The following is a 21,272-nucleotide window of genomic DNA, read 5'->3' as shown; positions in this document are numbered from 1 at the left end:
CTCAGCGCGTGAGCGCCGCCGGCAGCAGCGCCGCGTGCGCCGCCAGGAGCTCCTCGGTCATCGCGCGGACCTGCTCCAGCGTGCAGTGCGCCGACGTCAGCGGGTCCAGCGCCACGGCGTGGTGCACGTGCGCGACGTCACCCGTCAGGGCCGCCCGCACCGCCAGCGTCTGCACGTTCACGTTGGTGCGGTTGATCGCCGCGAGCTGTGGCGGCAGGTCGCCCACGCTGGTGGGCTGCACCCCGTTCGCGTCCACCAGGCACGCCACCTCGACGCACGCGTCGTCCGGCAGGTTGGTCACCACGCGGCCCGCGTTCGGCACGTTGCCGTACACGACGGCGGGCACACCCGTGACCACCGCGTTGACGATCGAGGCCCCGTACTCCACCGACGGGCTCAGGTCCGCCTTGAGGCGGGCGAGCTGCTCGTCCACGTCGCCCTGCTCGTCGTGCGCGGCGCAGATCTCGTAGTAGTCCCAGCGCTCCGGCAGGTACTCCTTCGTCGTGGCGTCGTCCTTGCGGAACCACGGCACGTACTCCGAGGCGTGGTGGCTGGACTCCGTCTCGAAGTAGCCGAAGTGGTTCATCAGCGTGGTGCGCACCTGCTCGTTGCCGCCCTCGTAGGTGCTGGCTGCCAGCGCTGCCTCGGAGTGGTCGCCGTCGTCGGCCACCAGGTCGGCAGCGGCGCGGCCGCGCCGGTGCCGCTGCGTCATCACCTCGCGCAGCCGCGGGTACAGGTCCTCGGCGCCGTGCCGGAACTCCAGCACCCACGCCTGGTGGTTGATGCCGGCGCAGCGGTAGGTGACCTCCTCGTACGGCACGCCGAGCGTGCGCGCCAGCATGCGGGTGGTGCCCTGCACGCTGTGGCACAGTCCCACCGTGCGCAGCCCCAGCGCGTTGAGGTACGCCGTGGCCATGGCCATCGGGTTGGCGTAGTTGATGAACTGCGCGCCGGGGCACAGCTCCAGGGCGTCCGCGGCGATGTCCTGGTAGGCGGTCACCGAGCGCAGGAACCGGAACACGCCGCCCGGCCCCACGGTGTCGCCCACCGTCTGGTCGACGCCGTAGCGGCGCGGGATCTCGACGTCGTGCCGGTAGGACTCCACGCCGCCCACCTGGAACGTGATGATCACGAAGTCCGCGTCGCGCAGGGCCTCGCGGCGGTCGGTGGTCTGCTCGACCACGGTCGGCAGGCCGTGGTGCGCCACGAGCTCGCGCGTCGCGGACGCCACCCGGTCCAGGCGTGCGGCGTCGAGGTCCATGAGGCTGAGCGTGGCGCCCTGGAGCGCCGGGAAGCTGAGCAGGTCGCCGACCAGGCGGAACGGGAAGACGAAGCCACCGGCGCCGATGATGGTGATCTTGGGTGAGGAAGCCATGCTGCGACGCTAGGGGCGAGGATGGCGGTGAGTCCTCCGGCTGCGTGCCCCGGCTCTCCGGGATCCTTCGGTCTGCGCTCCGGCGTCGACACCCCTATGCTCCCGCCCATGGCGCTCGCGGACGACGAGGTGGAGCTGGCCGAACCCGCCCTGTGGGTGCGCCACGGGGCGCCGCCGGTGATGCCGCGCCCGCACCGGCACGACGACCTGGAGCTCAACCTCGTGCACACCGGGCGCCTGGAATACCTCTTCGGCGGGTCGCACCTGCGGGTCGAGGCGGGCGAGGTGGCGCTGTTCTGGGGTGGCACGCCGCACCAGCTCGTCGATCCGGCCGCCACGCCCACCGACGTGTCCTGGGTGCACATCCCGCTGACGGAGGTGCTGAGCTGGGCCCTGCCCACCGAGCAGCTCGCGGTGCTGCTGCACGCGCGGCCCGTGGTGGTGCCCTCCGAGGCGCTGGTGCGCGACGTCGCCGCGCTGTTCGCGACGTGGTGCCGGGACGTGCTGGACGGCGGGCAGGACACCGTGGTCATGCTGGAGGCGCAGGCGTTCGTGCGCCGCGCCCTCACCGGGGCCACGCGGGAGGAGCCGGGGCCCGTGCCACGGTCGGGCCCGGCCGGGCGCGCCGCGGCGATGGCCCAGTTCGTGGCCGAGCACTACCGCTCGCCGATCACGGCGGCCGACGTGGCCCGCGCCGTGCACCTGAGCCCCAGCCACGCGATGACGCTCTTCCGGCGGGTCGTGGGCACCACGGTCGGCGCGTACATCGCGCGGTGCCGGGTCGCCGAGGCGCAGCGGCTGCTGCTCACCTCGGACCGCACGGCGGCCGAGATCGCGCACCTGGCGGGGTTCACGGCGCAGAGCAGCTTCTACGAGACGTTCCGGCAGGTGTGCGGCGTGGCGCCGGGGGACTACCGGCGCAGCTTCCGCTGAGCGCGGACCGCCGGGCGCGTCAGGGGTTAACGATCGTTAACCGGCGGGCTATGCTGCGGCACATGGCCACCGACACGGGCGTTGGAACCGATCTGCGCACCCTGACCGCGCAGCTGCGCGAGCGCATGGCGCGCGTGCGGGAGGGCGGTTCGCCCGCCGCCCGCGAGAAGCACACGTCGCGCGGCAAGCTGCTCGCGCGCGACCGGGTCGACCGGCTGCTGGACGCCGGGTCGGCGTTCCTGGAGATCGGGGCGCTGGCCGCCTACGACATGTACGGCGACGAGTGGGCGGTGCCCAGTGCGGGCATCGTCACCGGCGTCGGCCGGATCGCCGGCCGCGAGTGCGTGGTGGTGGCCAACGACGCCACCGTCAAGGGCGGCACCTACTACCCGATGACGGTCAAGAAGCACCTGCGCGCCCAGCAGGTCGCGGCGGAGAACCACCTGCCCTGCGTCTACCTCGTGGACTCCGGCGGCGCCTACCTGCCGATGCAGGACGAGGTGTTCCCCGACCGGGAGCACTTCGGGCGCATCTTCTACAACCAGGCCAACCTGTCCGCCTGCGGCATCCCGCAGGTCGCCGCCGTCATGGGCTCCTGCACCGCCGGCGGCGCCTACGTGCCTGCGATGAGCGACGAGGCCGTCATCGTGCGCGACCAGGGCACCATCTTCCTCGGCGGCCCGCCGCTGGTGCAGGCCGCCACGGGTGAGGTGGTCACCGCCGAGGAGCTCGGCGGCGGCCTGGTGCACACCACGACGTCGGGCGTCGCGGACCACCTCGCCGACGACGACGCCCACGCGCTGCGCATCGTCCGCGAGATCGTCGCGACCACCACCGCCGGTCCGCCGAGCCTGGACCGCGAGCCACCGGAGGAACCCGAGCTGGACCCCGACGGCCTCTACGACGTGCCCGCCGACCCGCGCACGCCCTACGACGTGCGCGACGTGATCCGGCGGATCGTCGACGGCTCGCGGCTGGTCGAGTTCAAGGCCCGCTACGGCGAGACGCTGGTCTGCGCCTTCGCGCGGATCGACGGCTACCAGGTGGGCATCGTGGCCAACAACGGCATCCTGTTCTCCGAGTCGGCCCTCAAGGGCGCCCACTTCGTGCAGCTCTGCGACCAGCGGCGCATCCCGCTCGTGTTCCTGCAGAACATCGCCGGGTTCATGGTCGGCAAGGAGTACGAGCACCGCGGCATCGCCAAAGACGGCGCCAAGCTCGTCACCGCCGTCGCCTGTACCTCGGTGCCCCGGTTCACGGTGGTCCTCGGCGGCTCCTTCGGTGCCGGCAACTACGGCATGAGCGGGCGCGCCTACGACCCGCGGTTCCTGTGGATGTGGCCCGGCGCCCGCATCTCCGTCATGGGCGGGGAGCAGGCAGCCTCCGTGCTCGCCACGGTGCGCCGGGACCTCGCGCCCGAGGACGTCGAGGCGTTCAAGGAACCGATCCGTGCCCGGTACGAGACGCAGGGCAACCCGTACTACGCCACCGCCCGCCTCTGGGACGACGGCGTGATCGACCCCGCCGACACCCGCCGCGTGCTCGCCCTCGGCCTCGCCGCCGCCGCGAACGCCCCGATCGCCGAGCCCTCCTACGGCATCTTCCGGATGTGATGACGATGCGCACCCTGCTGGTCGCCAACCGCGGCGAGATCGCCCTGCGGATCATCCGCACCGCCCGCCGCCTCGGCCTGCGCACCGTGGCCGTCCACTCCGACGCCGACACCGGCGCCCCGCACACCCGGGCCGCCGACGTCGCCGTCCGCCTCGGCCCGACGCCCGCCGCCGAGTCCTACCTGTCGATCCCCGCCCTGCTCGCCGCCGCCAAGGAGTCCGGGGCCGACGCCGTGCACCCCGGCTACGGGTTCCTGTCCGAGCAGGCCGACTTCGCACGCGCCGTCGTCGGCGCCGGGCTGACGTGGGTGGGGCCGCCGCCCGGGGCGATGGACGCGATGGCGCGCAAGGACCGGGCGCACGAGGTGGCCCGGAAGGCCGGCGTGCCGGTGCTGGGATCCCTCGGGAACATCCGGGACGGCTGGTTCGCCGGCCTGGGCAACCTCACCTTCCCGGTCCTGGTCAAGGCCGCGGCCGGCGGTGGCGGCAAGGGCATGCGGATCGTGCGCGGCGAGGACGAGCTCGGTCCCGCCGTCGCCGCCGCACGCCGCGAGGCCGCCGCCGCGTTCGGCGACGACACCCTGCTGCTGGAGCGATACGTCGAGCGAGGCCGGCACGTCGAGGTGCAGATCCTCGCCGACCAGCACGGCAACGTCCTGCACCTGCACGAGCGCGACTGCTCGGCCCAGCGCCGCCATCAGAAGGTGCTGGAGGAGGCGCCCGCCCCCGACCTCGACCCCGCGGTCCGCGACGCGCTGCACCTGTGGGCCGTGAACCTGGCCCAGCAGGTGGGCTACACCGGCGTCGGTACCGCCGAGTTCCTGGTCGACACCGGCCAGGGCATCCGCGGCGCCTGGTTCCTCGAGATGAACACCCGCCTCCAGGTCGAGCACCCCGTCACCGAGGAGGTCGTCACCGTCCGGGGCCAGCGCATCGACCTCGTCGAGCAGCAGCTGCGCGTCGCCGCCGGGCTGGAGCTCGGCTTCACCCAGGACGACGTCGCCGTCACCGGCCACGCGATCGAGGCCCGGATCTACGCCGAGGACGCCTTCGGCGGGTTCCTGCCCCAGGCCGGGACCGCCACCCGCGTGCGCTGGCCCGGGCATGCCCGCGTCGAGGCCGGCATCGAGGACGGCAGCGTCGTGCCCGCCGCCTACGACCCCATGGTCGCCAAGATCATCACCCACGGCCCCGACCGCGAGACCGCCCGCAACGCCCTCGTCGACGCCCTCGACGCCACGGTGATCGGCGGGCTGGTCACCAACACCGGGTTCGTGCGGGCGCTCGCGGACTCGGCCGCGTTCCGCGACGGCGAGGTGCACACCGCGTGGCTGGACACCCACCCGCTGCCCGCGCCCGACCCGGGACCCGCGTTGGTCGCGGCGGCCTGGGCCGTGGCTGCCGCCGCGGCGCGCGACGGCGGGGACGGCTGGCGGCCCGGTGGTCCGCCCGCCGACACGTGGGTCGAGCTGGACGAGGAGGTGGTCCGGGTGAGCGTCGCCCGCGGCGAGGTGCGGCGCGCGGGCGAGCCGCCGGCGTCGTGCCGCGCGGCGGGTGACGGGCTGCTGGAGATCGACGGCGTCACGGCCCGGTTCGAGGTGGACGTACGGCCGTGGTCCGTCGAGGTCGTGACGCGCGGGCAGACGTTCCGGTTCGTGCGTCCCGGCGCCGCCCGCCCGGCGCGGGCCGAGCTGTCCGACGGCGTGGTGGTCGCGGTGATGCCGGGCTCGCTGGCCCGTGTCGAGGTGCGCGACGGCGACACGGTGACCGCCGGGCAGGCGCTGGGCGTCCTGGAGGCGATGAAGATGGAGGTGGCGCTCGTGGCACCCGCGGACGGCGTGGTGCGGGTGCGGGCGGCCGCGGGGGAGCAGGTCGCGGCGCGGCAGGTGCTGTTCGAGGTGACGACCGGTGCTGACGACGGGGCGCCGGGCGCGGCGAGCACGGGAGCGGGCGATGACTGAGCACGCGACGACGGGGTCCGGAGCGCGGCGGCCCCAGGTGGTCCGTGACCCGGCCCTGCCCGAACGCGTCACCGTCTACGAGGTGGGCCCGCGCGACGGGCTCCAGAACGAGGACGCGGTGGTCCCGTCCGTGGTCAAGGTGGAGCTCGTCGAGCGGCTGCTGGACGCCGGGCTGCCGGTCGTGGAGGCCACGAGCCTGGTGCACCCGCGCTGGGTGCCGCAGCTCGCCGACGCCGAGCAGGTGCTCGGGGCGCTGCTGGACCGGCTCGGCGACCGGGCCCGCGACCTGCCGGTGCTCGTGCCCAACGAGCGGGGCCTCGACCGGGCCCTGGACCTGGGGCTGCGGCACGTCGCCGTGTTCGCCAGCGCCACGGAGACGTTCGCGCGCCGCAACCTGAACCGGTCCCTGGACGACCAGTACGCGATGTTCGAGCCGGTCGTGGCCCGGGCGCGGGCGGCGGGGATGCGGGTGCGCGCGTACGTGTCCATGTGCTTCGGCGACCCGTGGGAGGGGGACGTGCCGGTCGCCCAGGTGGTGGCGGCCGGCCGGCGCCTGATGGACCTGGGGGCCGAGCAGCTCTCCCTGGGCGACACGATCGGCGTCGGCACGCCGGGGCACGTGGTCGCGCTCCTGGACGCGCTCAACGCGGCGGGCCTGCCCGACGACGTGCTCGCCCTGCACGCCCATGACACGTACGGGCAGGCCCTGGCCAACGTCGCGGCCGCGCTGCGCCACGGGGTCACGACGTTCGACACGTCGGCGGGCGGCCTCGGCGGCTGCCCGTACGCCGAGTCGGCCACGGGGAACCTCGCCACGGAGGACCTGGTGTGGATGCTGGACGGCCTGGGGATCACCACGGGGGTGTCGTTGCCGCGGCTCGTGGAGGCGAGCGCCTGGCTGGAGCCCCACCTGGACCACGAGCTGACCGGCCGGGTGTACCGGGCGCTGCGCGGGGCCTAGCGGATCGCTCAGGCCGTCAGCGCCCGGACCGGCAGGCCGCGCAGCAGCGCCAGTGCGGCCTCGACGGGGCGGGTGGTGCGCGGCCGGCTCACGGACCGCATCGAGAACGGGACGGACACGTCCAGCGGCCGGATCACCGCACCCGGTACGGGGCGCAGGACCAGGCGGGGCAGCGCCGCGACGCCGAGCCCGGCGGCGACGAACTGCGACACGAGGCTCATGTCGGGGCTCTCCACCACGATCGAGCGGCGCAGGCCGCGGGTTGCGAGCTCGCGCTCGATGATCACGCGGTTGCCGAACCCGGGCGGGCCGTCGACGAACGGCTCGGCCACCAGCTCGTCGAGCGTGACCACGGTGCGCCCGGCGAGCTCGTGGCCCTCGGGGACGACGGCGACGAACTCGTCGGCCAGCAGCTCGTGCGCCCGCAGGCCGGTCAGGTCGCCGGCGGGCAGCCCGGTGATCGCGAGGTCGAGCCGGCCGGCCCGGACGTCGTCGACCAGGCCCGTGGAGCCGGTGGGGGAGGCGACGACGCTGAGCGCGACGCCGGGGTAGAGGCGGTGGAACCGCCCGGCGAGCGCCGGGATGTCGAGCATGTCGGAGTTGGCGAAGACCCCGAGACGCAGCCGGCCGGTCAGTCCGCTCTCGGCGGCGGCCACGACGTCGAAGACGCGGTCGACCGACTCGACGGCGGCGCGCGCCTCGGGCAGCAGGGCGCGTCCGGCGTCGGACAGCTCGACACGGCGGGTGGACCGGACGAAGAGCGTGGCCCGGACCTCGCGCTCCAGCGTGCGCACGCCCGCGGAGACCGCCGACTGGACGGTCTGCAGACGGTGGGCGGCGCGCGTGAAGCTGCCCTCCTCCGCGACGGCGATGAAGTACTCCAGGTGCCGGGTGTCCATCCGGCCAGTTTATCTGTATCTGCGATAGATCTGATCAGAATGATTCGCTTGTCCTGATGAATGTCCGGGCGCAGACTGCTGGGGTGACCATCTCCACCGCACCCGCCCGCACTCCCTCCGTCGCCGGCCCGCGTCGCCACGGCGCGGGGTTCTGGGTCATCGGCCTGACCTTCCTGCTCCTCATGGCGTTCTCCACCGTGCCGACGCCGCTCTACCCGCTCTACGTGGTCCGGGACGGCTACGGTCCGTTCACGGTCACGGTGATCTTCGCCGCGTACGCCGTGGGTGTGGTCGCGAGCCTGTTCCTCGTGGGCCACCTGAGCGACCGGGTGGGCCGCCGTCCGCTGGTGCTGCTCGCGGCGGTGCTGGAGATCCTGGCGGCCGTGATCTTCCTCGTGCGGGACGACCTGCCCGGGATGCTCGTGGCCCGGGTCGTGTCCGGCGTCGGCATCGGAGCGCTGACCGCCACGGCGACCGCCTACCTGGCCGAGCTGGACGGTGCCCGGTCCCGGCCCGCGCCGGCGCGGGCCGCCGTCGTCGCGACCGTGGCGAACCTGGGCGGGCTCGGGCTGGGCCCGGTGCTGTCCGGGCTGCTGGCGGAACGGTCCGCGCACCCGCTGACCACGCCGTACGCGGTGTTCGCCGGGGTGCTCGTCGTGCTCCTGGTCGCCACCCTCCTGGTGCCGGAGACCGTGCTGCACCGGCCGGGCCTGCGCCCCTACCGGCCGCAGCGGGTCGCGGTCGGCGGCGAGCTGCGCGGCCGGTTCGCGGCGGGCGGTGTCGGCGCCTTCACGGCGTTCGCCGTCTTCGGGCTGTTCAGCTCGGTGGCCGCGTCCTTCGTGCGCGACGAGCTGGGGCAGTCGTCGCTGGTCGTGGCGGGCGTCGTCGCGGCGACGCCGTTCCTGGCGGGCGCGTTCGGTCAGTCGGTCGCGGCGCGGGTCGCCCCGCGCGCCCAGCTCACCGCCGCGGGGGTGCTGATGGTCGCGGGCCCGGCGGCGCTGTTCGGCGGCGTCGTGCTGGCGTCCACGTGGCTCTTCGTGGCGGGTGGCCTGCTGGCCGGCGGTGGCGCCGGTCTGCTGTTCCGCACGGCGCTGGGGCGCACGGCGGCCCTGGTGCCGCCCCAGGAGCGGGCCGAGGCGCTGGCGCTCGTCTTCCTGGTGGCCTACGCGGGCCTGGTGGTGCCCGTGCTGGCCGTCGGCGTGGGTCTGGCGTACCTGCCGGCGGCGGCTGTGCTCGGCGCGTTCGTGGTGCTCGTGGCCGTGGCCGGCGGGTGGGCCGCGTGGGCGATGCGGCGGGGCTGACCAGGCCGGATGTGATGTGCGCGACGCTACCGCTCACGGACCGGCGATCGAGCGTAGGGTCACTGCTGTGACTCTGAAGATCGGGTACAAGGCGTCCGCCGAGCAGTTCGGGCCCCGCGAGCTGGTCGAGCTCGCCGTCCGCGCCGAGGAGGTGGGACTGGACAGCGCGATGGTCTCCGACCACTTCCTGCCGTGGCGGCACGAGGGGGGTCACGCGCCGTCGGCCCTCGTCTGGCTCGCCGCGGCGGGGGAGCGCACCAAGCGCATCCAGCTCGGCACGAGCGTGCTCACCCCCACGTTCCGGTACAACCCCGCGGTGATCGCGCAGCAGTTCGCGACGCTCGCCCTGCTCACCGAGAACCGCGTCATCCTCGGTGTCGGCACGGGCGAGGCGCTCAACGAGACGGCCGTCTCCGGCATGGAGTGGCCCGAGTTCAAGGAGCGGTTCGCGCGCCTGCGCGAGGCCGTGCAGCTCATGCGGGCCCTCTGGACCGAGGAGTCCGTGGACTTCAAGGGTGACTACTACGAGCTGGTCGGCGCCAACATCTACGACCGGCCCGAGAACCCGGTGCCCGTGTACATCGCGGCCGGCGGGCCGCTGGTGGCCAAGTACGCGGGCCGCGCCGGCGACGGCTTCATCTGCACGTCCGGCAAGGGCATGGACCTGTACACGGAGAAGCTGCTGCCCGCGGTCGCCGAGGGCGCCGCCAAGGCGGAGCGCGACGCCGCCGGCATCGACAAGATGATCGAGATCAAGATCTCCTACGACCGCGACGCCACCGCCGCGCTGGAGAACACGCGGTTCTGGGCCCCGCTCTCGCTCACGCCGGAGCAGAAGCACAGCGTCACCTCGGCCACCGAGATGGAACAGCTCGCGGACGAGCTGCCGATCGAGCAGGTCGCCAAGCGCTGGATCGTGGCGTCCGACCCGGAGGAAGCCGTAGCGATGATCAAGCCCTACGTCGACGCCGGGCTGAACCACCTCGTGGTCCACGGGCCAGGGCACGACCAGGAGCGGTTCCTGACCCAGTTCGGCGAGGACGTGCTGCCCCGCCTGCGGGAGCTGTGATCCTCAGGGGCTGACCAGCCCCGTCTCGTACGCGAGGATCACCAGCGCCGCCCGGTCCCGCGCGCCGAGCTTGGCCAGCAGCCGGCTCACGTAGGTGCGCGCGGTGGCCGGGCTGAGGTAGAGCGCGGCGGCGATCTCGTCGTTGGTGAGCCCGCGGCCGAGCTGCTGCAGCACCTCGCGCTCGCGCTCGGTGAGCCCCGCGAGCCGGTCGTCGGCACCGGTCCGGGGCGCGGGACCGGCCGCGACGGCGCGCAGCACGGTGGCGGTCACGGCGGGGTCGAGCAGCGCGTCGCCGGCCGCCACCACGCGGACGGCGCGGCGCAGCTCGGCCGGGGGCACGTCCTTGAGCAGGTACCCGGCCGCGCCCGACCGGACGGCGTCGAACACGTGCTCGTCCTCGTCGAAGGTGGTCAGCACCAGCACGCGGGTGCCCGCCAGCGCCGGGTCGGCCACGATCTCGCGCGTCGCAGACAGGCCGTCCAGGACCGGCATCCGGATGTCCATGAGCACGACGTCGGGTCGGAGCTCGCGTACCCGGGACACGCCGGACCGGCCGTCGGCCGCCTCGCCGACGACGGCGATGTCGCCGTCGCTCTCCGCCAGGGCGCGCAGGCCCGCGCGCACGAGCTCCTGGTCGTCCACCAGCACGATGCGGATCACGACGCTCACCCTGCCAGACGCAGGGGCAGGACGACGGCGACGACGAACCCGCCGCCCGGGGCGTCGCCCGTGGTCAGGGTGCCGCCGAGCAGCGAGGCACGCTCGCGCATCCCGGAGATCCCCGAGCCGGGCACCAGGCCCGGACCGGACCCACGCCCGTCGTCGGACACGTTGATCGTGAGGCGGTCGCCGTCGATCCCGGCGGACACCGTGACGCGGGTGGCTGCGGCGTGCCGCAGCACGTTGGTCAGGGACTCCTGCACGATCCGGTGGGCGGCGGCGTCGATCGCGCCGTCCAGGACGCCGTCGGGTACGTCGATGTCGGTGTCCACGTGCAGGCCGGTGGCGCGGGCGGACGCCGCGAGGGCGCCGACGCCGGCCAGGCCGGTGGGTGCGGGCGCGCCGTCCGCCGTGTCCAGAGGGCGGCGCAGCACCCGGACCGTGGAGCGCAGCTCGTGCAGCGTGCCCGACGTCGCCTGCCGCACGTGCTCCAGGGCGCCCCGGGCCGCGTCGTCGTCCCGGCCCACCGCCTCGGCCGCGACGCCCGAGTGCAGGGCGATCACGGACAGGTTGTGCCCCACGACGTCGTGCAGGTCCCGGGCGATGCGCAGCCGCTCGGCCTGCAGCCGCTGCTCGGCGGCGTGCGCCTGGTGCACCCGGGCCTCCCGGGACAGCCGCACGGCGACGCCCAGCGCGATCGCCGCCGCGACCAGCGCGAGGTTCGTGACCAGGTCGTACGGCGTCAGGTACTCCTCGGCCGTGCCCGTCACCCGGTAGTAGGTGGCGACCGCGACCAGGACGGCGCCCCCGCCGACCGCCCAGCCGGTCCGGCCCATCTCCGCGGCCGAGTAGAGGGCCGCGATCGCGGGCAGCGCCATGCCGATCGGCGCGAACTGGAACGTGTAGTAGACGAACACCGCGAGCACGGTGACCACGAGCACGGTGCGCGGCAGCCGCCGTCGCAGCAGCACCAGCGCCCCGAACCCCGCGGCGAACAGGTAGGCGCCGGGCCCGGCATGGTGGGTCGCGTCGGGGTCGGCGGCGATGACCACGGCGACCACCAGGGCCATGGCGATCGCCAGGACGACATCGGTGACACGTGGGTCCACGACGTACGGGACCTCGCTCTTCTCGGGCACACCGACACCCTACGGACGGCCCGACCCCGAGGCATCAGACCAGGGTCCAGGGTTGGTGTCGCTCCCAGGCGACACCAGGAGACGATCCCGGGCCGATGTGGCCGAGCGGGTCCGGCGGGCACCGTCGGGGCATGACCTCACCACAGCCTCCCGCCCGGCCGACGCCGGGGCCCGCGGGCGGCCCCGTCCCCGTCCCCGTCCCGTGGAGCCTCGTCGCGGGCCTGTCCGCGCTGGCGCTGCTCTGGCCGCTGACCGGCCTGACCGGCGCGCTCGGTACCGGCGCACCCCGCGCGCTGGCGATCATCGGCATCACCGCCGCCGTCTGGATCGGCGTCGTCGGACTGGGCCGCGTGCCCCGCCCCGTGCTCACCCTGACCCTGACCGGCCTGGCCTACGGGCTGGTCGCCCACACGATCGGACTCCTCGTTCCGGTGCTGTCGGGGTTCGGCGGCCCCGGCGACGGCCCGGCGTGGACCCTGATCCCGGCCCTGGCGTTCGACGCGATGTGGGGCGCCCTGGCGGGCGTCGTGGCAGCGGGCGTGCAGCGGCTGCGCGGGGCCGGCCGATGAGGCGCGTCGCCCCGGGCCACGTCGTCGGCTCCGTCTCCGCGGGCGCGCTGGCCCTGCTGCTCGGGCTCGCGGGCTGCGCGCTGGTGCCCGGCTCGGTCACCCCCGTCGACGAGGTGGAGTTCACGAACGAGCTCGCGATCCCGCCCCTGGCACCGTCGCACGTCGTGGACGGCACGCGCGTCTTCTCCCTGACCGCGCAGGAGGGCACCACCGAGTTCCTGCCCGGGATCGAGACGCGCACCTGGGGCTTCGACGGCCCCTACCTCGGCCCGACCCTGCGCGCCGAGCGCGGCGAGCGTGTCGCCGTCGAGGTCACCAACGACCTCGACGAGCCCACCAGCGTGCACTGGCACGGCATGCACCTGCCCGCGGCCATGGACGGCGGCCCGCACCAGGAGGTCGAGCCGGGCGGGAGCTGGCGGCCCACCTGGCAGATCGACCAGCCCGCCGCCACCCTCTGGTACCACCCGCACCCCCACGGCGCCACGGAGAAGCACGTCTACCGCGGCCTGGCGGGCATGTTCCTGCTCGACGACGACGCCTCCCGCGCCGCCGACCTGCCGCAGGACTACGGCGTCGACGACGTGCCCGTCGTCGTGCAGGACAAGGTGCTCGACGACGCCGGCCAGCTCGAGCTGTCGGACAACGGCAGCGAGCCGGGCACGCTCGGCGGCACGGTGCTGGCCAACGGGACGGTGGGGTCGTACCACGAGGTCACGACCGAGGCCGTGCGCCTGCGCCTGCTCAACGGGTCGACCGCCCGCACCTACCAGCTCGGCTTCGCCGACCGGGAGATGGACCTGGTCGCCACCGACGGCGGGCTCCTCGACGCCCCCGTCCGGCTCGAGCAGGTGCGGCTCGCGCCCGGCGAGCGCGCCGAGGTCGTCGTCCGGATGGAGCCCGGCGAGACCACCCGCCTGCACTCGTTCGAGGCCGACCTCGGCGGCGTCGTCGTCCCATTCGCGATGGGCGGCAACGACGAGTTCGACGTCCTGGAGCTGCGGGCGGCCGACCGGCTGGCGCCGTCGCCCGAACCCGCCTGGCACCCCTCGGTCCACGCCGCCGCCGACGCATTGCGGGAGTCCGACGTCTCCGTCACTCGCGAGTTCGAGCTCGACGACCGGCGGATCAACGGGCGGACCATGGACATGAGCCGCATCGACGAGGTGGCCACCGTGGGCGCCACCGAGGTCTGGGAGGTGCGCAGCACCGTGCCCATGCCGCACAGCTTCCACGTGCACGACGTACAGTTCCGCGTGCTGAGCATCGACGGCCAGGCCCCGCCGCCGGAGCTCGCGGGCCGCAAGGACACGATCTACCTGGAGCCCGGCCGCGACTACCGGCTCCTGATGCGGTTCGACGACTACAGCGACCCGGACGTGCCGTACATGTACCACTGCCACATGCTCATGCACGAGGACGGCGGCATGATGGGGCAGCTCGTCGTGGTGCGGCCGGGGCAGGAGGCCGGGTCGCCGGGGCACGCGGGTGCGGGGCACGCGGGTGCGGGACACGATACGGCGGGGCATGACGGGGGCGGCGCTGCCGGCAGTGCCGACCGGACGGTCGCGCCTGCGTCCGGGACAGGGCCCCGGTACGTCCCGGACGCGGACGCCCACCAGGGGCACCACTGAACCTGTGCGACGCTCGTACCGTGACTCTCTCCCTCCCCTCCCGCACCACCCACGTCCTGCTCGACCTCGACGGCACCCTCACCGACTCCGCCCCCGGCATCGTGTCGTCCCTGCGCGCCGGCCTGGCCGACGCGGGCTTCGCGGTCCCCTCGGACGAGGTGCTGCGCACCTTCGTCGGCCCGCCGCTGGGCGCGAGCATGGCCGGCATCGGCCTGTCCGACGCCGACGCCGCGACCGCCATCGCCGCCTACCGGCGGGACTTCGAGGCGCGCGGCATGTTCGACAACTCCGTGTTCCCGGGCATCCCCGAGGCGCTCGCGGAGCTGCGCGAGGCCGGTGTGACGCTCCTGGTCGCGACGGCCAAGCCGGAGCACTACGCGCGGCAGATCGTGGAGCACTTCGGGCTGGACGCCTACCTGGACGGCGGGCTCGACGGCGTGCACGGCGCGGACCCCGAGGCCGTCGGCGAGGTCCAGGGCAAGGAGGTCGTCGTGGAGCACGCGCTCGCCCACGCCGTCGCGCTCGGCGCCGACCCGGGGGAGGTCGTCATGGTGGGCGACCGCGAGCACGACGTGCACGCCGCCGCCCACCACGGCGTCCCGACCGTCGGTGTGGCCTGGGGCTACGGGGCGCCCGGTGAGCTGGACGCCGCCGGGGCGGTCGCAGTGGCTACGCGCCCCGCGGAGCTCGGCAAGCTGCTCGTGAGCTGAGGGTCGCTCGTCAGGGTGTCGGGCCCGCGCTCCGCAGCGCGATGTCGAACACCTCCCGCGGCCGGTCGTCCAGCACCACGAACCGCACCTGCTGAGGGCTGCCGTCGGGGTGTCCCGCCAGCCAGGTTCGGCACGTTCCCACGGCGATCCGCGCGACGTCAGCCATTGGCCAGCCGTAGGCGCCCGCACTGATGGCGGGGAACGCGATCGACCGCACGTCGAGCCGGGCGGCGATGTCGAGCGACCGGGCGAAGCACGACGCGAGCAGCGTGGGGTCGTCCTGACCACGGTGCAGATTCGGTCCGACCGTATGGATCACCCAGGAGGAGGGCAGGTCGAACGCCGGCGTCGCCACGGCGTCACCGACCGCCAGGCCGTCGCGGTGGGTCGTGCTGCGCAGACGGCGGCAGGCCTCCAGCAGACGTGGCCCGGCGGCGGCGTGCAGGGCGCCGTCGACCCCGCCACCGCCGAGCAGCGTCGAGTTCGCGGCGTTGACCACGGCGTCGGCCTCGATGCGGGTCAGGTCACCGATCTCTACCGTGAGGGCACTCATGTGGCGCTTCCCTGGTCGGCACGGGGCTCGCCAGGGTGCGGCGCGTCCGTGGGCGGTGCGTCCGAACGTGGTACGTCCGAACGTGGCGTGCGCGCGCCTGGCGTGCGCGCGCCTGGCGTGCCCGCGCCTGGCGCGTCCGGACCTGGCGCGTCCGGACCTGGCGCGTCCGGACCTGGCGCGTCCGGACCTGGGCTGTTCGCACCCGGCCCGTCCAGACCTGGGCCGTCCAGACCTGGGCCGTGCGCCCGGTCTGTCGGGGCGTCCTGGCCGCCTGCCTGCGGTCCCGTGCCGGTCCCGGGGCGCTCCATCCATGTGAAGTCGTCGCTGATCGGCCGCCACCCGTACCGCTCGTAGAGGCCGTGGGCATCGGCTGTCGCCAGCAGGATCCGGCGCAGGCCGAGCGGTTCGACGTCCGCCACCACGCCCGCCACCAAGAGCTTCCCGATGCCCTCGCCGCGCAGGTCCGGGTCGACGATCACGTCGGCCAGCCAGGCGAACGTCGCGCCGTCGGTCACGATGCGCGCGAACCCCACCTGCTCGCCCGTCGAGCGTCTGTAGACGCCGTAGGGACGGGATCCGGCGATGGCGGCGTCCATCACGTGGCGCGGGCGATCCTTGGCCCAGTAGGTGTGCCGGGAGATGAGGTCGTGCACGCGGGCGGCGTCGATGCGGGCGGGGTCGGCGGAGAACTCGTAGGGCTGGTCGTCGTTCATGGGAGGGAGTCAACCACCGCTCACCGACATGTACCGAGCGATATCCACAGGGCCGGTTGCCAGGCCTGCGAACGTGGGTGGCAGGGGCTAGAGTCGAACAAACGTCCGTAGCAATGAGATCTTCTCGAACGATATGGCCAAGGGAGGCGGCGGCATGGATGACGGTCGGAAGTACCGGGATGTGGGCCGCGTGCTCCTGGACGACGAATCCTCGGAGTCGTCAGGCGGGGGCCGCGGGCAGGTGTGGCCGCCGGATGCCCTGCCGGTCGCCCTCTGGTCCGTGGACCAGCTGCGTGCCGCGCTGGCCGGCACTGTGGGTGCCGAGCTGGCGCGGGTGGTCGCGGAAGCGACCGATCACCACGCCGAGCTGCTGGCCGATCTGCCCGAGGAGGCGCTGGGCGACCTGATGGCCGCGTGCGGGCGCCTGCAGTCGTGGGCAGCGGGCCTCCAGGCTCGTGTGGTCGGCGAACGCGCAGGCCGGGAGACCAGTCCGCTGGCGCACAGCTCGCTGGTCGCGCAGGTGAGCACCGAGCTGGTGGTGACCGGGACAGAGGCGTCGGACGTCGTCGTGCGCGCCGAGTCCGGGGTGGATCACCCCGTGGTGATCAGAGCGCTGACCGCTGGGCGAATCGACGTCAGGAAGGCACACACCTTGCTGCGATCGGCCGCACAGCTCACCACGGAGGAGCGGGCCGAGGCGATCGCCCGGTACCTGCCTCAGGCGCCGCACCGGACCTGGCGCTGGCTGCGGTCCAAGCTGCTGGCGTTCGCCAAGTCGCGGCACGGCGCGGACCAGGCGGCCAAGGCGGCGGCGGAGCGACGCTCGGTGCAGGTGGACCGGGCGGACAACGACATGGCCTGGCTGTCGGCCTATCTACCCGCCGTCGACGCGGCGGCGGTGTGGGGCGTCGTGGACGACCTGGCTCATCAGCTGCGACGGACGTCCGGCGAGGAGCGCGACCTCGGACAGCTGCGGGCCGACTGCCTGACAGGAATCGTCACCGGCCGGCTGCGGACGTCCGGCCAGACCGACGACGACGGCAGCCGCGCCGAGGGTGCCGCGAAGGACCACACCTCCGGCAACGTGTGCACCTGCGGCGGCCGTGCCCCGGTGCAGCGCACCGTCGTGCGCGTGGCGCCCACGCGACCCGTGGTCCGGGTGACCGTCCCGGCCACCGCTCTGCTGGGTACCGACGACGCACCCGGTGACCTGGACGGCTTTGGCGCCGTCACTGCGGACCAGGCGGCGCGGATCGCCACGGACGCCACCTGGCAGCGCCTGGTCACCGACCCGGCCACCGGCGTGCTGACCGACTACTCGACGACGTCCTACCGCCCGGGCACGGTCCTGCGGCAGGCCGTGGTCGCCCGCGACCAGACCTGCACGTTCCCACACTGTGAACGGTCGGCAGACCGGAGCGACCTGGACCACATCGTCCCCTTCGACCACGGCCTCGACGGTGCGGCACGACCGCCGGGGACGCGGGGGCAGACGCGGGCCGACAACCTCCACCCCTTGTGCCGACGGCATCACCTGCTCAAGACGCACGGTGGCTGGGACGTCGTCAGAGACCCGGACAGCGGCGTCACGACCTGGATCGCGCCCGCGGGACGGGTGCACGCGCGCCCGCCGACAGTGCTGGACACGCACATCGGGATCCCTGAGCTGGTGGCCACGGGTGCGGTCGATGCCGACACCAGCTACGACCTGACGCTGCGGTCGCTCAGGGGGAGGCGTCCGACCGGTGCCCGGCTGTCGTGGGAGTCAGGGGGTGCTTCCGAGGGAGAGGAGCGGGGCGTGAGGTCAGGTGCGAAGCCCGCCGCCCTGCCGTTTTGAACGGCGGGAGCGCAGATCACGGCTCCGCTGTCACAAGATCACCCCCGGGTTTCACCCCAAACGCGTCATTAGTAAGGAAACTGGACAGTAGCCTCGCTCCGGACTTGGTGGCCTTGTGGCCATCCATCGTGTGAGGGAGCTTGCGTTGAGGGTGACTGAGGACCTTCGGGCCGGGGGTTGGCGGGGCGCTGTGGCGGCGATGTCGCGTGGGCGCGGGCGTGTCGTCGCCGGACTGACGGCGCTCACTCTCGTTGCCGGTGGTGCCGCCGTGGCGACGACGGACATCGAGGACGGTCTGATCAGCGCAATGGGCGCGGACGGCGCAGCGGCCGTGACGGACGAGTGCCCGACGGAGGTTCCGACGATCGCCGAGGCCACCGAGGTCGCGGCCCGATGTGACCAGAAGGTCTTCGCGGTCGAGTCGTACACGCCGTTCGAGCAGGTGGCCGCGTTGCCGGAGTACGGACGTCTCGAGTGGTCGACGCGGACGTCCGCCGGTAGGCAGGACAGCGACGGTGACGGCGTGTGGGGGACGATCGACACCACGATCGAGCCGACCGCCGGCCCTGACGGACGCCTGGAGGTTGCGGCACCGGCCCTGCCGATGTCGTTCAGCGACGGCAGCTCGGCCGAACCGTTGGCTGTGATCGAGTCGATGGAGGGTGAGACGCTCTCGTTCGACGTCCCTTTCGAGCTGACCGAACCCGTGGTCGAGGGCGACCGCGTGACCTACCCGGGCATCCTCGGGGACGAGGACATCGACCTGGTCGTGACCGTGGACTCGGACGGGACCGGCTGGCGCGAGGTCATCCGTGTGCGGACGGCAGAAGCGGCTGCCAATCCCGCCTTGCAGGGCCTCGAGTTCCCGGTGGAGGTGTCGGACGGCCTGGAGCTGGGGCAGTCGGGCGGCGGGTTCGTCGCCACCGACGACGAGGGCACTGAGGTCTTCCGCTCACCGACGCCGTTGCTGTGGGACGCCCGCGTGATCGACTCCGCGCCGGTACAGCCCACCGCCTTGTTCGGCTCCCGCGTCGCGGGAGACGCCCATGCCGTCGAACAGGAGCAGCCGGACCTGATCGAGGGCCCACAGTCCCGCCAGGGTCTCGTGGAGGTTCCCGCCGACCTGCAGCCCGAGGGCAACGGCGAGTCCGGACCTTCGGCCGGCGTCCTGCGGCTCGATCCCGACCTCGCCGCGGTCGCCTCGGACCCGGACACCCAGTTCCCCCTCTTCCTGGACCCCGGAGCAAGTGGCTCCCTGCACGAGTTCACCGGTATCAAGAGTGCGTGGCCGGACTCCTCCTCCGGCTACAAGTTCGCCGACGAGCCGAACAAGGACCACGGCACGGGTCTGTGCGACTACTACAACCCCTACGGGTTCCCGTGCGAGCGCACGTCGAAGCACCGGGTGCTGTACGAGTTCAACAATCTCGGCAAGGTTGCTGGTCTGGACGCGAGCGAGATCAAGTCCGCAGAGTTCAACGTCTTCGGGTCGTGGGCCTTCGACTGCCAGGCGCGCAAGACGGCGCTGTACCTGATCGGCTCGAACGAGATCAGCTCGTCCACGAGCTGGAGCTCAGGCGGGTCGTGGACGAACGCGATCGCGATCCGGGACACCGCGCACAAGTGGCATGAGTGCGGGTCCCAGCAGCCGATCGGCTTCTCGTCGACTGCCGCGGCCAAGAAGGTCGCCTCCTCGAACTGGACGTCGCTCACGCTGGGTCTGAAGGTCAACGAGGACTCGATGACCGACTGGAAGCGCTACGCCGGCAACCAGTGGGCGGGAAACCCTGACTTCGGGGCGTCGTTCTCCGTTGTCTACGACCAGCTGCCGCTGGCCCCCACCGGCACGAAGACGTTCACGAGCTCGGACTACCCGGAGTGGTGGTGCGCCGACGGGCTCGCTTTCTCAGCGTGGCTGAGGCCACAGATCTCCGGCGTGCTGCGTGATCCGGACGGGCAGTCGGTCCAGGGTCACTTCCAGGTGAAGCGGGTGTCGACCGGGTCGGTGAGCGTGCACTGGACCAGCCTCAAGTCGTCCGGGTCCCGGCACACGATCCGGCCCGGCAGCAACCTGGTGGCGAACGAGCGGTACACCTGGCGGATGCGGGCCGTGCGGGACGGCGTCGGCGGTCCGTGGTCGTCATGGTGCCCCATGATGATCGACAACGAGGCGCCTGGTGCGCCCAAGATCACCGCAGAACCGATGAGTACGTCGGGCGTGGAAGCGGTCTATCTGGAGCGCGATCCGGACGGTCCCAAGGAGTACGGCGGCATCGGGATGCGGGGAAAGTTCCGGATCTCGACCGGTGCCTGGGACGCGGAGCGGATGTTGTTCGGATTCGCCGACCCGTCCTTGCCCCACCGGTGGACCCTGGACAGCAGCGGACAGATCGTCGTGAGCTTCGTCCCGAGCAGGGAGGGGCCGGTGACGATCTATGCCAAGGTGCGGGACAAGTCCGGCAACGAGTCGACTGCCGCAACCTACACGTTCGACGTCGCCGCTCCGCGCGAGACCGCGGTGTGGCGCCTCGATGACGGCTCGGGCACATCGGCGAGCGAGGCGCTCGGGCTGGTGGGTTCCCAACCGTTGGAGTTCCGGGGGACGGAGAGCACCAGCGCGCTGCCACGATGGGTCGACGGTCCACACGAGCTGTTCGGGTCCCGTGACGGCGACCATGCCGTCGCCTTCGACGGCGTCGACGATCGTCTGTTCACCACCGCGGGCGTGGTTAGCACCAACAGCAGCTTCGTCGTCAGCGCTCACGTGTGGGTCGACCCCGGCGCCACCCGGGACCTGCATGCCGCCCTGTCGCAGGACGGGTCGACGACGTCGGCATTCCAGCTCGGAACGTTCCCCTGCTCGCAGCACGCCATGGGCGTCGGGTGCTTCAACTTCCATGTCGCGGGTACCGACTCCGGCACGGCGACCGTCTATCGGGTGATGTCGACGACACCCGTCGTCACCGGTCAGTGGGTCCACCTGACCGGGGCATTCGACGCGAAGACCAAGAAGGTGTCGCTGTGGGTGTGCGAGATCGGGACGCCTCAGGATCCGAAGCCGGCCGATCCGCAGCGGTACGACCGGGCCGAAGCCGATGCGGTGTCCTTCGCCACTACCCGGCCGTTCGTGGCGGGGCGAAGCCTGGTTCGTGATGTGCAGGACAAGTTCTGGCAGGGCCGCATCGACAACGTGCGCGTCTTCGACGGCCAGCTGGTGGCCGAGAACAAGGTCCGACGGTTGTGCCAGGGCGCCGACGCGAAGGACTTCACCCGGGGTGCGGCTGCGATCGACCCCACCATCAAGGACACGGTCGAGAGCTCGGACTGGTGACACCCGTGACGAGG

The 21,272-nt window shown here is 73.1% G+C and carries 17 protein-coding genes; 11 read left to right on the top strand and 6 right to left on the bottom strand.

The features are described from left to right. Position 1 precedes the first annotated feature (1 nt). Complete coding sequence (melA, locus tag ACIG47_RS09225) at positions 2-1,375, bottom strand: alpha-galactosidase (protein WP_397430535.1); 1,374 nt, start codon at positions 1,373-1,375, stop codon at positions 2-4. Between the two features lie 108 nt (positions 1,376-1,483). Between melA and ACIG47_RS09220 the strand changes: the two genes are divergently transcribed. The 4 genes from ACIG47_RS09220 (at position 1,484) to ACIG47_RS09205 (ending at position 6,843) form a co-directional block, all read left to right on the top strand. After that, positions 1,484-2,308 carry a helix-turn-helix domain-containing protein gene (locus ACIG47_RS09220; RefSeq protein ID WP_397413773.1) on the top strand — a complete coding sequence of 275 codons (825 nt, stop codon included), beginning with the start codon at positions 1,484-1,486 and terminating at the stop codon, positions 2,306-2,308. A 62-nt stretch (positions 2,309-2,370) separates the two neighbouring features. Beyond that, positions 2,371-3,921: a carboxyl transferase domain-containing protein gene (locus tag ACIG47_RS09215; RefSeq protein ID WP_397430534.1), complete on the top strand. Its 1,551-nt coding sequence runs from the start codon at positions 2,371-2,373 to the stop codon at positions 3,919-3,921. Further along, positions 3,921-5,882 carry a biotin carboxylase N-terminal domain-containing protein gene (locus ACIG47_RS09210; RefSeq protein WP_397430533.1) on the top strand — a complete coding sequence of 654 codons (1,962 nt, stop codon included), beginning with the start codon at positions 3,921-3,923 and terminating at the stop codon, positions 5,880-5,882. Before ACIG47_RS09215 ends, ACIG47_RS09210 begins: the two co-directional genes overlap by 1 nt. Next, positions 5,875-6,843, top strand: a complete 969-nt coding sequence (locus tag ACIG47_RS09205) for a hydroxymethylglutaryl-CoA lyase (protein ID WP_397430532.1) — start codon at positions 5,875-5,877, stop codon at positions 6,841-6,843. The genes ACIG47_RS09210 and ACIG47_RS09205 overlap by 8 nt, the downstream gene beginning before the upstream one ends. Before the next feature lie 8 nt (positions 6,844-6,851). Here ACIG47_RS09205 and ACIG47_RS09200 read toward each other — a convergent pair whose 3' ends face one another. Beyond that, complete coding sequence (locus tag ACIG47_RS09200; RefSeq protein ID WP_397413763.1) at positions 6,852-7,742, bottom strand: LysR family transcriptional regulator; 891 nt, start codon at positions 7,740-7,742, stop codon at positions 6,852-6,854. Positions 7,743-7,825: 83 nt separating this feature from the next. Between ACIG47_RS09200 and ACIG47_RS09195 the strand changes: the two genes are divergently transcribed. Continuing rightward, the gene (locus ACIG47_RS09195; RefSeq protein ID WP_397413761.1) at positions 7,826-9,043 is read left to right on the top strand and encodes an MFS transporter; all 1,218 of its coding nucleotides are present in this window, start codon (positions 7,826-7,828) and stop codon (positions 9,041-9,043) included. A 67-nt stretch (positions 9,044-9,110) separates the two neighbouring features. Beyond that, positions 9,111-10,112 (top strand): glucose-6-phosphate dehydrogenase (coenzyme-F420), encoded by a 1,002-nt coding sequence (fgd, locus tag ACIG47_RS09190; RefSeq protein ID WP_397413759.1) that lies wholly within the window; start codon positions 9,111-9,113, stop codon positions 10,110-10,112. Positions 10,113-10,115: 3 nt separating this feature from the next. On the opposite strand, the gene ACIG47_RS09185 is transcribed toward fgd, so the two are convergent. Both ACIG47_RS09185 and ACIG47_RS09180 read right to left on the bottom strand, forming a co-directional pair. Further along, positions 10,116-10,772, bottom strand: coding sequence for a response regulator (locus tag ACIG47_RS09185; RefSeq protein ID WP_397430531.1), 657 nt, complete (start codon positions 10,770-10,772; stop codon positions 10,116-10,118). 5 nt (positions 10,773-10,777) lie between these two features. Beyond that, positions 10,778-11,911 (bottom strand): sensor histidine kinase, encoded by a 1,134-nt coding sequence (locus tag ACIG47_RS09180; protein ID WP_397413754.1) that lies wholly within the window; start codon positions 11,909-11,911, stop codon positions 10,778-10,780. 131 nt (positions 11,912-12,042) lie between these two features. Here ACIG47_RS09180 and ACIG47_RS09175 point away from each other — a divergent pair, with 131 nt between their 5' ends. From ACIG47_RS09175 to ACIG47_RS09165, 3 genes are read left to right on the top strand one after another with little or no spacing between them, the layout of a single operon-like run. After that, positions 12,043-12,480 (top strand): hypothetical protein, encoded by a 438-nt coding sequence (locus ACIG47_RS09175; protein WP_397430530.1) that lies wholly within the window; start codon positions 12,043-12,045, stop codon positions 12,478-12,480. Next, entirely contained in the window at positions 12,477-14,114 is a 1,638-nt protein-coding gene (locus tag ACIG47_RS09170; RefSeq protein ID WP_397430529.1) for a multicopper oxidase family protein, read from the top strand. The genes ACIG47_RS09175 and ACIG47_RS09170 overlap by 4 nt, the downstream gene beginning before the upstream one ends. Positions 14,115-14,134: 20 nt before the next feature. Continuing rightward, positions 14,135-14,824: an HAD hydrolase-like protein gene (locus tag ACIG47_RS09165; RefSeq protein WP_397430528.1), complete on the top strand. Its 690-nt coding sequence runs from the start codon at positions 14,135-14,137 to the stop codon at positions 14,822-14,824. Positions 14,825-14,834: 10 nt separating this feature from the next. On the opposite strand, the gene ACIG47_RS09160 is transcribed toward ACIG47_RS09165, so the two are convergent. Both ACIG47_RS09160 and ACIG47_RS09155 read right to left on the bottom strand, forming a co-directional pair. Then, positions 14,835-15,377 carry an O-acetyl-ADP-ribose deacetylase gene (locus ACIG47_RS09160; RefSeq protein ID WP_397430527.1) on the bottom strand — a complete coding sequence of 181 codons (543 nt, stop codon included), beginning with the start codon at positions 15,375-15,377 and terminating at the stop codon, positions 14,835-14,837. After that, positions 15,374-16,090, bottom strand: a complete 717-nt coding sequence (locus ACIG47_RS09155) for a GNAT family N-acetyltransferase (protein WP_397430526.1) — start codon at positions 16,088-16,090, stop codon at positions 15,374-15,376. Before ACIG47_RS09155 ends, ACIG47_RS09160 begins: the two co-directional genes overlap by 4 nt. Positions 16,091-16,244: 154 nt before the next feature. Here ACIG47_RS09155 and ACIG47_RS09150 point away from each other — a divergent pair, with 154 nt between their 5' ends. Together ACIG47_RS09150 and ACIG47_RS09145 are read left to right on the top strand one after the other, a co-directional pair. Continuing rightward, positions 16,245-17,927 carry an HNH endonuclease gene (locus tag ACIG47_RS09150; protein ID WP_397430525.1) on the top strand — a complete coding sequence of 561 codons (1,683 nt, stop codon included), beginning with the start codon at positions 16,245-16,247 and terminating at the stop codon, positions 17,925-17,927. 268 nt (positions 17,928-18,195) lie between these two features. Then, positions 18,196-21,258: a LamG-like jellyroll fold domain-containing protein gene (locus ACIG47_RS09145; protein ID WP_397430524.1), complete on the top strand. Its 3,063-nt coding sequence runs from the start codon at positions 18,196-18,198 to the stop codon at positions 21,256-21,258. The last annotated feature ends 14 nt before the right edge of the window (positions 21,259-21,272 follow it).

This window comes from Promicromonospora sp. NPDC052451, from assembly GCF_044547525.1.
Classification (GTDB): Bacteria; Actinomycetota; Actinomycetes; order Actinomycetales; family Cellulomonadaceae; genus Promicromonospora.
Note: the sequence above shows the minus strand (reverse complement) of the source record. Positions and strands in the feature narration are given on the sequence as shown.

What these genes read in the sequence shown, in the direction of transcription:
- melA (WP_397430535.1), bottom strand. Translation starts at nt 1,375, where the DNA reads ATGGCTTCCTCACCCAAGATCACCATCATCGGCGCCGGTGGCTTCGTC.
- ACIG47_RS09220 (WP_397413773.1), top strand. Translation starts at nt 1,484, where the DNA reads ATGGCGCTCGCGGACGACGAGGTGGAGCTGGCCGAACCCGCCCTGTGG.
- ACIG47_RS09215 (WP_397430534.1), top strand. Translation starts at nt 2,371, where the DNA reads ATGGCCACCGACACGGGCGTTGGAACCGATCTGCGCACCCTGACCGCG.
- ACIG47_RS09210 (WP_397430533.1), top strand. Translation starts at nt 3,921, where the DNA reads ATGACGATGCGCACCCTGCTGGTCGCCAACCGCGGCGAGATCGCCCTG.
- ACIG47_RS09205 (WP_397430532.1), top strand. Translation starts at nt 5,875, where the DNA reads ATGACTGAGCACGCGACGACGGGGTCCGGAGCGCGGCGGCCCCAGGTG.
- ACIG47_RS09200 (WP_397413763.1), bottom strand. Translation starts at nt 7,742, where the DNA reads ATGGACACCCGGCACCTGGAGTACTTCATCGCCGTCGCGGAGGAGGGC.
- ACIG47_RS09175 (WP_397430530.1), top strand. Translation starts at nt 12,043, where the DNA reads ATGACCTCACCACAGCCTCCCGCCCGGCCGACGCCGGGGCCCGCGGGC.
- ACIG47_RS09170 (WP_397430529.1), top strand. Translation starts at nt 12,477, where the DNA reads ATGAGGCGCGTCGCCCCGGGCCACGTCGTCGGCTCCGTCTCCGCGGGC.
- ACIG47_RS09160 (WP_397430527.1), bottom strand. Translation starts at nt 15,377, where the DNA reads ATGAGTGCCCTCACGGTAGAGATCGGTGACCTGACCCGCATCGAGGCC.
- ACIG47_RS09155 (WP_397430526.1), bottom strand. Translation starts at nt 16,090, where the DNA reads ATGAACGACGACCAGCCCTACGAGTTCTCCGCCGACCCCGCCCGCATC.
- ACIG47_RS09150 (WP_397430525.1), top strand. Translation starts at nt 16,245, where the DNA reads ATGGATGACGGTCGGAAGTACCGGGATGTGGGCCGCGTGCTCCTGGAC.